Below are 9,653 nucleotides of genomic sequence, written 5' to 3'. Positions count from 1 at the left end.
ATGCATGTAGCATCTTTAGCTATATATCTATAAAGATATTTTGTCTTTGTGTTGCTGTAACAGGTGGTTTTGTATCTAAGCAAAACTTGAGGTATTTTTTATCTATTTTTTATCTATTTTTTATCTATTTTTTTCTTAAAATTTTCGTATTCTATGAGCGTATTATCATAATAAAACTTAAACTCATCGACTCTAGCGGGGCCAAGACCTTTGTTTGTAATTGTGAACTCTAATGTGTCTATGTGACAGTATAAATTACTGCATATTGCAGGCCTAACAGATAATTCGTTATGTTGTTTATTTGATTTCGATTGCTGCCAAGTAAAATAAATTGCGACACATGCTGTCAGTGTCGAAGCTAAGGGCAAGACTATCTTTGAAATTAATTCAGTCATTATTGTTATCCAATATTAAAGCAAATAAAAAATGGTTAATTAAGTTTTTGGTAGTTAATTTTTGTAAAAACGCGCGATTTTAAAAAGGCGATAGAGTTATCCTAAATTAAACACTAAAGGTAACTTTTACTATGATGGATAAGCTAGACAGAATCGCACTACTAAACACTGAAATGCTGGCTGTATTAACTCTGCTAACTAATGAAGAAAACTATACTCAGTTAAAGCACCAGCTTTTAGATACTGTTTTACACAGATTATTAGATAATAGTGAATCTATACATAATGAGTTAATTAGTTAAATAAACAACGCAAACTGTTAGATATGATTTATAAAAATCAATCATATCTAACAGTTTTATTCATATCAGTAGACAACAGATTTTATTTTCATGAATTTATTGATTTTTGATTAATTGTGCCAGTGCTCTTGTATATGCTTCGCAACTTCTTCAGATATGTTAAACCAATATGCATTATTACTCTTGGTGTCCATAACGATAAGCGAATCATTAGCATCCATCTTTTCACTAATAATAACAGCAGCCTGTTCGGCTGACTTATCTGAACTTACATACCAAAGTGACTTTTGAACAGAAGCCCAAGGGCCTAGGCTTTTTATAACTTCAATGATCGCATCATAATCTTGATGAGGAGAATTTAAATCGTACGAAATGAATAGGTTATTGGACATTTTAATTCCTTAATTTGATGGTGAAGAATTAGAGGAACTTGTGGATGAGCCAACTCCACCAGATCTATTATCTTCTGAACTGGATGTTAGTGCGGTTCTACCAACATCGCCCCATTTTTCCATTTCACTTAAAACACCACGGGTAACTGACTTGGCATCAACTTTAATCTCAACCAATAATTCTTGAGTTTCTTTATTGAGAGTTTCAGATTCATTTTTTAGATGAGGAGTCAACCAAATAGCAAAAATTCCCAATACAATAGAAACAATACCTAATATCAAAGATAATATTTCTGTGATTGTAAAAGCATAAGTTGCTACATTAGTTGCTGTTTCAGCCGACATTTATAACCTCAAAATGGAATTTTAGTAATAATTATGTTGGCCATAGCATAATGGCCTGTTAAAGAATTACAAGGTGAAAAAAGAAAAATATCAATACTTAAGTATTTATGCGATACGGTCATTACTCACCCTGACTTATATGGTTTTAACAAATTATGACTATTGAAAAATTTTTTATTATCTTTGAGTAAGTTTAATGTAAGAGTGTGTGCAATTCATCTATTACTGTGAGGGTGTAAGCTACTACAAATTAATTATTAAACTTATCATGCAATTTATGCGGAAATAATTGCGTATAAACTTGCCATAAAATATTTAAATTACGGTGGCCTGTTACTTGTGCTACTTCTTCTATTGAATAACCTTTTTCGAATAACCGGCTAGCACCTTCGCGGCGTAAATCATGATAGCGTAAATCCTCAATACCTAATGCATTACGTACACGTTGAAAACCAGCAGTTACAGAGCGGGAGTTATAAGGAAATATCAAATCATCATTTTTAGACTGTTGCATAACAATATCAAATGAACCAGCCAACAAAGGCACAATCATGTGATTACCTTCCTTTTTGCGCGGGTCTTTTCTATCGCGAACTAATATAGTTTTGTGATCCTCGTTTAAATCTTCCCAGCGCAGTTTGCAAACTTCACCAATACGCATGCAGGTTAAAATACTAAAATCTAAAATATCTAAAAAAGGAATGCGCACTTTACCGTTTGGCCTGTAGTCCATGCGTTCCTTTAAGCCTTCACGCAATTTATCTAATTCATTATCGGTAGGGCGGCGTGTTCGCTTTTGGCTTTTGCCAACTAACCCCATTTCGATTAGCACCGGCACTGCGTCTTCAAATATTTTATAGTTAGCATCAATATTCCATACTGGCCCCGCCTTTTTCATAACGCTGCGCAAATATGCTATATCATGATAAATAGTCGCTGGCCCCGCACCAGCGCTGCGTCTATTTTTACAATGCTCAATTAAATCACTAGTGCGTAATTCATTTGATAAAACCGATGCTATATCGCAATCAATCAGCATCTTAATAACAAATTGCTTAGTACGTCCGGTAGCATTCCATAAATCATGGTTTTCATAATACATGTTCATCAGGGTGCCTAGGGTGACCGTTTGTTTTGTTTCAGTCACCCTCGATTGCTCAATATCATTAACTTGTTTCTTGCCCCAACTCTCAGCCAACACTCTTTTACTGAATGTTTTACTTTCATTGTGTATAATCTTGCCCTTAGATTTCTCGCGTACTACGCATTTATAGCGGTAGTCGCCTGAAGCAAGACAACGTTTTTCGATATTATATGAAGCCATGATTTAACCCTAAGTTATTGATCAGTCCAACCCCATGAGGGTGACTATAGGGTGACTGTATATCGAAACTCGCGGCGATTCAAGGCAATTCAAGGCAATTCAGACTATATGAGTAACACACTAAATAAGGGCTCTAGCCCAGTAATGGCAAGTAATACAGGGTTTAGGCGGTTTAGCGTGGCACCTATGTTGGATTGGACTGATCGCCATTGTCGTACTTTTCATCGCAAGATGACTAAGCACACTGTGCTTTATACCGAAATGATAACTACGGGGGCTATTTTATTTGGTCGCGGTGACTATCTTCATTTTAATCAGCACGAAGGCCCTGTTGCGTTGCAATTAGGTGGCTCAGATCCTAAAGCACTTGCGCAATGTGCCAAGCTTGCGGGTGAGCGAGGTTATGACGAAATAAATTTAAATGTAGGTTGCCCGTCAGACCGAGTTCAAAATGGCCGTTTTGGTGCGTGTTTAATGGCAGAACCTCAATTAGTTGCTGACTGTGTTGCAGCAATGAAAAACGAAGTAAGCATTCCGGTAACAGTTAAAACGCGTATTGGTATTGATGAGCAAGACTCTTATGAGTTTTTATGTGCGCTTATTGAAGCGTCTCATAAAGTAGGCTGTGATGATTTTATTATTCATGCTCGTAAAGCGTGGCTCAATGGCTTAAGTCCGAAAGAAAACCGTGAAGTTCCACCTCTTGATTACCCTCGTGTTTACCAGCTTAAAAAAGATTATCCGCAGCTTGATTTAAGCCTAAATGGCGGTGTAAAAACAATTGAGCAGAGCCTAGAACACCTACAACATATCGATGGTGTAATGATTGGCCGCGAAGCTTACAGTAATCCATTTATGCTCAATGACGTTGATGAAAAAATATATGGTGATGCTGCCAATACGCAATCTCGTCATGATGTAGTGCGTTCTATGTATGACTACATTGAAGAAGAAATGCGCTTGGGGGCTAACTTTTGGCATGTTGCGCGCCATATGCTCGGTATTTTTCAGGGACAACCAGGCGCACGTGGGTTTAGACGCCACCTTTCTGAAAACGGTCATGGCAAGCAAGCTGATTTATCAGTTATGGATAAGGCACTCAGCTTTGTACCAGAATAAAGTTATGCACAAGCATTAAATATTGAGCCACTTTCGAGTGGCTTTTTTGATCCTAAAAATTAGTCAAAAACATACTTTATTGGCTAATTACACTTTATTTCATTCAGTTTCAAGTCATTCTTATTTTGATTATAAACTGCTTAATCTACTGATATTATTGTGTTTACTTCTATTTTAATTGACTTGGCACAACTCTTGGAATCGTCTTGTTGTAATCAATTTAAAATCAACTGGAGAATACCATGGGCATATTTAATCGCGTAAATGATGTAATTCAATCAAACATTGTTGCCATGCTTGATAAAGCAGAAGATCCTAAAAAGCTGGTCAATTTAATGCTTAGCGAGATGCAAGATGCACTGAATGAGTGTCGTAGTACTGCAGCAGCCTTATTGTGCGAAGAGAAAATAATCAACCGCCAAATTGATACTCAAAAAAATACGCTGTTAACATGGCAAACCAAAGCTGAACTTGCTGTTGAAAAAGGGCGTGATGATCTTGCTAAATCAGCATTAGTTGCAAAGCAGGAACTGAGTGAAAGTATTGCGAATAAGCAAACTCAATTAGTGGCCCTTCAAGAGTCTATTACAAAAATTAGAAACGATTGTGAGCGTCTTCAACAAAAAATGGCAGAAGCCAAAGTTAAGCAAACTCAATTATCACAGCGTCATAACGTTGTTGTTGCAAGAAATAAAATTAATACCCAATTACAAAGCGATAAAGTGACGCATGCGTTATCTCGTTTTGAACAAATTGAGCAACGTGTTGAAGGTATTGAGGCGCAAGTAGAAGCTTATGAACTCACTGACTCAGCAAGCTTGACTGTATCTGAAATAGAGTCGTTAGTTAAAAATGAAAAAATTGATGCAGAGCTTGCAAGTTTAAAAGCGAGCTTAAAAACTAACGTAAAGCAAACTGCTTAGGAGGGTGTTATGAATAGTTTTAATCATCAACGTGGCTGGTATAAGAATACGCTTGATAAAAAAATATCGGGTGTATGTAGTGGTTTGGCATATCGATTAGATTTTCCGGTATGGTCAACGCGTTTGGTCACTATTTTGTTATTTTTGAGTTTTCCGTTTGCAATTGCATTAGGTTATTTTATTGCACATTGCTGCCTTGATGAAAAAATATCTTAAGGAGTAATCCAATGAAAGCCTTAGTCGTATGTGTACTTGTTTATTTATTGTTGTTTACTAATTTAATATCGTTTACGCACTTTGATACTTGGCAGTTTCCGCTTTGGATTGCTGATATCAGCTGGGCAGGGCTTGAGCTGGTAGGTGCATTTGCAGCAATAGTTGCAGTAGTGGTTGTTGTTGCGCTTGTAGCTATGGGGTTAATTGGTGCTGGTGTAGTTGCATTAGTGGGTACTATTTTAGCCTTACTGTTTGGCTCGGTAATTATTGCATGGCCGTTATTGTTTATCGCAATAGTGTGTTGGTTAGTTGCTGATAACAAAAAATGATTTCTTAATCCTTAATTTTACTGACTATTATAAAGTAACTATGTTAAATTTAGCGTGTTATTTTATGTTTTAACAAGGATTATAATGATGATGAAATGGTGTTTTTCGATAGCGACTACATTAATGTTTGGTTTTTTTTCGTCATCACTGGCGGCGCATTCTGGACATGATCATGACGCTGATACCGCAGAGCTTATAGTAAATAATGCTCAAGTTAGAGAGTTTTTACCTGCAAGTACATCAAGTGTAGGGTATTTAACAATTACTAATCACAATAAAGCAGCTGCAACGCTAATAAAAGCGAGCATTGATGGTGTAGGGCATGTAGAAATACATGAGCATTCACACGTTGATGGCATGATGAAAATGCAAAAGGTTGACTCAGTAGTAATTAAAGGCCATGAAAGTGTAATCTTTCAACCTGGTGGTTATCATTTAATGGTGTTTGAGCCACAAGAGCCACTAAAAGTAGGGCAAGAACGTAAACTCACGCTATATTTTAGTGATGGCAACCGCCTTTTCACTAATGCGCAGGTGGTGTCGCTTGAATCGCAAGCGAAGCAATCAAAGTCATCAACACAACATTCCCACCATTAGGAGTATGTATGTCGCAACATAAAGGAAAAATAGCAGGAGCAATTGTTTTACTGCTCATCATATTTTATGCCATTGCTGTATATTGGAGCACCGAGCCTTCACGCTTTGACGTTGTTGCAAATGCAAAAGAGCAAGCACAGCTGCGTAACGAAAAAATAGTAACGGGCTATATCACCACCTCCACATTAATCACAGTAGCAAATACCTTACTTAATAAATCAGGAGGCTATTTGTCAAATGATGTAATGCCGCCAAGTATGATTATGGATGACATGCCAGCATGGGAATATGGTGCACTAGAAATGGTACGTGATTTATCACTTTCTATGCGTAAAGATTTTAGCCGCTCACAATCACAGTCAACTGAACATGAAGCTCTTAAAAAAGCGCAGCCGCAATTTAATATAAGCTCTGAAGCATGGGCATGGCCAAGTGCTGAAGGTGAATATCAAAAAGGGATTGATTACTTAGTTGTTTATCGTACGCAAATTGCAAATCAACACGAGCGTGATAGTCAATTTTACGCACGGGCTGACAACCTTCGCGGTTGGCTTAAAGAAGCAGAGAAGCGCCTAGGCAGCTTAAGTCAGCGCTTGAGTGCCAGTGTAGGCCAAGAAAAAGTAAACACAGATTTAGCGGGTAATTCATCTAATAAACAAGCGACACTTGCGCCATTACAGCAACAAATAAGAACACCATGGTTAGAGATTGATGACGTGTTTTATGAGTCTCGCGGTGCAACTTGGGCACTATTGCATTTTTTACAGGCAGTGGAGTATGACTTTGCTGATGTACTCGAAAAGAAGAATGCCCGTGTAAGTGTACAACAAATTATACGTGAACTTGAAGCAACTCAAGAAACCGTATGGAGCCCAATAATTTTAAACGGAAATGGTTTTGGCTATGTAGCTAATCATTCTTTGGTTATGGCAAATTATATTTCTAGAGCCAACGCGGCTTTAATCGAACTTAGCGAGCTATTAGCTCAAGGATAAAAAATGAAAAAGTATTGTTTAGCAGCAGCCCTTTCACTGGCATGTTTAGCACCAGCAGCACAAGCTGATACATTATTAGGCTTGTACGCAGGTGTTGATGGTTGGAAATCAGATAGCGATGGTCAGTTTTCTTATAAAGGAAATCAACCTCAAGATTTTAAATTTAAAGATGAAACATTTGTAAGTTATTACATCGCGCTTGAACACCCAGTCCCTGTAGTACCTAATTTCAAATTTAAATATACAGAGCTTGAACTAAATGGCTCTGCAGTATTAACTGATACATTTAGCTTTAATGGTTCTGATTATGTCGTGGGTACTGCTGTTAATTCGGTTAACGATTTGACACATATTGATTATATTTTTTACTACGAAATATTTGATAACGACTTGATCTCGATTGATTTAGGTTTAAATGTAAAGCAGTTTGACGGTGATATGATAGTAACGGGTACTACGCAAACTGGTGGTGCTAACTTTACAGAAAACGTTGATTTTTCAGGTTTTGTACCACTAGCTTACGGTCGTGCTGAAGCTGGTCTACCATTTACAGGTTTAAGCATGTTTGTTGAAGGTAGCTTCTTAGCTATCGACGACAGCAAAGTACAAGATTATCAAGTGGGTGTAGCGTGGGAACTGCTTGATAACCTAGCTGTAGATGTTGCAGTTAAAGCAGGTTATCGCTCTATGACATTGGAGTTAGACGACGTTGATGATATTAATACTAATATTGATGCGTCAGGCCCATTTGTAGGTGTGCAAGTTCACTTCTAATTAGCACAGACTAATTAAATAAAGTGTGGTGTGCTATTTTATAGCATGCCATGCTAACTCAAACTCTCCCTCTAATGCATTATTAATCAATTGCTTGTAGACTTTGTTGATTGGAAAATTAATAAGTTTAGATAGCTCATCACCGGTTTGAGTGAATTTGTAATAGCTCAATACTAAATCACTGCTTTTTGCTTTTAATGTTACTTTTTGTGACAAAAAAGACAGTGTAAGTTCTTGTCCTGCTTTAAGTACCGCTGATTCAATTTCTTTTCTATAGAGTAGGTTAAGGTCCATTAGCGTTAAAATATCAGGGAAGCTAATGCCTGTTCTTCCTAAATTTAATGACACTTTATTGCCCTTGCGCAGTAAATCAAACAGGGATGGCTTTTTATAAAAGCCAAGCAAAATAAAATGACTGTCGTCTTTTTCATTATAGCCAGAAAGTGAAACACATTTTTGCAACGAGTCGGCTTCGCGCTGGGTCATGTGCTTGAGAGTTTGCAGGCTTTTAATTGAGAAAGTCCCAGGATTGAGAGTCTCTCCCGTTAAAATTTTTGCCCATAGCGTTTGCATTGACTCATTAGAAGTATCTTCACATAAAGCAACAAAGTGCTCAACCCAGTCTGCATCCGGTCGGTGACTACTGGCTACATCAGGGCAAAAACTCATTGCCATTGATAAAATTGCTTCAATATTTTGTTGTTGTTTAATGAGTAATAGATCTTGTCTTTTTTGAGCGCGAGCTAAAATAGAGTTATCACTATTGATGTGGTACAGAGGTTTTATTCTTCCTTGTGGCCCATAACTTTGCTCATTTGATGAGGAAAGCCCATTGCTTGCTATTTTTGCGACTGAGTAGCCAAGTAATGACTCAATTATGTTAGCGAGATTAATTCGGGCTTGTGCTGTTTTTACTGTCATGGCTGTCCGTAGTAGCTTGTGGCTCATATAGTTGAGCGACTGTTTTTAAATTATTTAACCCCAAGGTTACTGCATTACTTAATATATATTTGTAGAACATAGCCATATAGCCTGAGATTAATAATGTAGTTGCCTGACCTTCAATATGGCATGTAACCATGATGACTTGATTTGCTTGAGCAAACTCTAAGGTTCCTTGTACTATATGTTCATTATCTAATAGTAAGTTAAATGCTATTTTATCTTTATTTATGGAAGTAATGGTCATCTCTCCATAACCCCACTTACTAACCCATGATTGATGAGCCCCTACGCCAGCACTCGGTTCATTAACGCTAAAACGAATTGATGTATCTACTTGTTGCCATGGGGACCATTTATGCCACTGATCAAAATCGCTAACTAATAATTTAATAGTGCGAGTATCTGCGTTTATTACCATTTTTTTATCAACACTGTAATTTTGAGGTAGCGTTAAGCCAATTACTAAAGCCAGCAGTAATAATATAAAGAGAAATTGTAATAACGTTTTTAATAATTTAATAAGTGCGCCTTATAAAAGAATGCTCAATATACAAAGGTAAAGATTTATAAGCCAAATATAGTATGAATTGATTTATAAACCAAAAGTTTAATGAGTTACTTAAAAATTATTAATCCTTTCAGGTTGCTGCCTTTTAAAAAGCTAAGTAAAAAGTAAAGTAAATCTTCCTCACTTTTACAGGCCTTACTTTTACTTGTGTTTATAGCAGGGTGTAACCATCCTTAATAAGTTTAGTTTTGTCTAAAACCAAACGTACAGTGTAAGTTCAACCTTTAGCTAGGGCATGTTGATCTTTCGAGGTTGAATTTACAGCAGACTGTTTGGTATTTAAGTAAGGCAGAGCCTATGATCTATGCTTGTTCCCCCATAAATAGACGATAACGCAGGAGCAGTTATCGAGCCCACAAGGTTACAAACCTCGCGCCGCGATTCAACCGTCCCTAGGTTGAACAAATTTCAATCCCGCAAGCCCACCAC

General features: G+C 37.1%; 14 protein-coding genes. 8 read left to right on the top strand and 6 right to left on the bottom strand.

The genetic code is table 11. The features are described 5' to 3' along the window. Positions 1 to 113 precede the first annotated feature (113 nt). Positions 114 to 395 carry a DUF8453 domain-containing protein gene (locus tag CWB66_RS23170; RefSeq protein WP_502705284.1) on the bottom strand — a complete coding sequence of 94 codons (282 nt, stop codon included), beginning with the start codon at positions 393 to 395 and terminating at the stop codon, positions 114 to 116. A 131-nt stretch (positions 396 to 526) separates the two neighbouring features. Here CWB66_RS23170 and CWB66_RS22190 point away from each other — a divergent pair, with 131 nt between their 5' ends. Further along, complete coding sequence (locus CWB66_RS22190) at positions 527 to 697, top strand: hypothetical protein (RefSeq protein ID WP_171037457.1); 171 nt, start codon at positions 527 to 529, stop codon at positions 695 to 697. A 110-nt stretch (positions 698 to 807) separates the two neighbouring features. On the opposite strand, the gene CWB66_RS03775 is transcribed toward CWB66_RS22190, so the two are convergent. From CWB66_RS03775 to CWB66_RS03765, 3 genes are all read right to left on the bottom strand, one after another. After that, positions 808 to 1,089, bottom strand: a complete 282-nt coding sequence (locus tag CWB66_RS03775; protein WP_138584388.1) for a hypothetical protein — start codon at positions 1,087 to 1,089, stop codon at positions 808 to 810. Between the two features lie 9 nt (positions 1,090 to 1,098). Beyond that, positions 1,099 to 1,434, bottom strand: coding sequence for a hypothetical protein (locus CWB66_RS03770; RefSeq protein ID WP_138584387.1), 336 nt, complete (start codon positions 1,432 to 1,434; stop codon positions 1,099 to 1,101). Between the two features lie 250 nt (positions 1,435 to 1,684). Further along, positions 1,685 to 2,758: a site-specific integrase gene (locus tag CWB66_RS03765; protein ID WP_138584386.1), complete on the bottom strand. Its 1,074-nt coding sequence runs from the start codon at positions 2,756 to 2,758 to the stop codon at positions 1,685 to 1,687. 144 nt (positions 2,759 to 2,902) lie between these two features. On the opposite strand from CWB66_RS03765, the gene dusA reads away from it, so the two are divergent. From dusA to CWB66_RS03730, 7 genes are all read left to right on the top strand, one after another. Further along, positions 2,903 to 3,877: a tRNA dihydrouridine(20/20a) synthase DusA gene (gene dusA, locus CWB66_RS03760; RefSeq protein WP_138584390.1), complete on the top strand. Its 975-nt coding sequence runs from the start codon at positions 2,903 to 2,905 to the stop codon at positions 3,875 to 3,877. Between the two features lie 242 nt (positions 3,878 to 4,119). After that, positions 4,120 to 4,800, top strand: a complete 681-nt coding sequence (locus CWB66_RS03755) for a PspA/IM30 family protein (RefSeq protein WP_138584385.1) — start codon at positions 4,120 to 4,122, stop codon at positions 4,798 to 4,800. 9 nt (positions 4,801 to 4,809) lie between these two features. Continuing rightward, positions 4,810 to 5,016 carry a PspC domain-containing protein gene (locus CWB66_RS03750; RefSeq protein ID WP_077536031.1) on the top strand — a complete coding sequence of 69 codons (207 nt, stop codon included), beginning with the start codon at positions 4,810 to 4,812 and terminating at the stop codon, positions 5,014 to 5,016. A gap of 11 nt (positions 5,017 to 5,027) precedes the next feature. Continuing rightward, positions 5,028 to 5,345 carry a hypothetical protein gene (locus CWB66_RS03745; RefSeq protein ID WP_138584384.1) on the top strand — a complete coding sequence of 106 codons (318 nt, stop codon included), beginning with the start codon at positions 5,028 to 5,030 and terminating at the stop codon, positions 5,343 to 5,345. Positions 5,346 to 5,432: 87 nt separating this feature from the next. Beyond that, the gene (locus CWB66_RS03740) at positions 5,433 to 5,942 is read left to right on the top strand and encodes a copper chaperone PCu(A)C (protein WP_138584389.1); all 510 of its coding nucleotides are present in this window, start codon (positions 5,433 to 5,435) and stop codon (positions 5,940 to 5,942) included. A gap of 8 nt (positions 5,943 to 5,950) precedes the next feature. Then, positions 5,951 to 6,937, top strand: coding sequence for a DUF2333 family protein (locus CWB66_RS03735; RefSeq protein ID WP_138584383.1), 987 nt, complete (start codon positions 5,951 to 5,953; stop codon positions 6,935 to 6,937). Positions 6,938 to 6,940: 3 nt separating this feature from the next. Continuing rightward, positions 6,941 to 7,711: a TIGR04219 family outer membrane beta-barrel protein gene (locus tag CWB66_RS03730; protein WP_077536027.1), complete on the top strand. Its 771-nt coding sequence runs from the start codon at positions 6,941 to 6,943 to the stop codon at positions 7,709 to 7,711. Between the two features lie 33 nt (positions 7,712 to 7,744). Here CWB66_RS03730 and CWB66_RS03725 read toward each other — a convergent pair whose 3' ends face one another. Together CWB66_RS03725 and CWB66_RS03720 are read right to left on the bottom strand one after the other, a co-directional pair. Next, a complete protein-coding gene (locus CWB66_RS03725) occupies positions 7,745 to 8,632 on the bottom strand; it encodes a TIGR03899 family protein (protein WP_138584382.1) in 888 nt (295 codons plus the stop codon). Then, positions 8,601 to 9,068, bottom strand: a complete 468-nt coding sequence (locus CWB66_RS03720; protein WP_182770393.1) for an SRPBCC family protein — start codon at positions 9,066 to 9,068, stop codon at positions 8,601 to 8,603. Before CWB66_RS03720 ends, CWB66_RS03725 begins: the two co-directional genes overlap by 32 nt. Positions 9,069 to 9,653 lie beyond the last annotated feature (585 nt).

This window comes from Pseudoalteromonas sp. S558, from assembly GCF_005886635.1.
Classification (GTDB): Bacteria; Pseudomonadota; Gammaproteobacteria; order Enterobacterales; family Alteromonadaceae; genus Pseudoalteromonas; species Pseudoalteromonas aliena.
The sequence above is the reverse complement of the archived record's forward strand: the minus strand, read 5'-3'. Positions and strand labels throughout refer to the sequence as shown.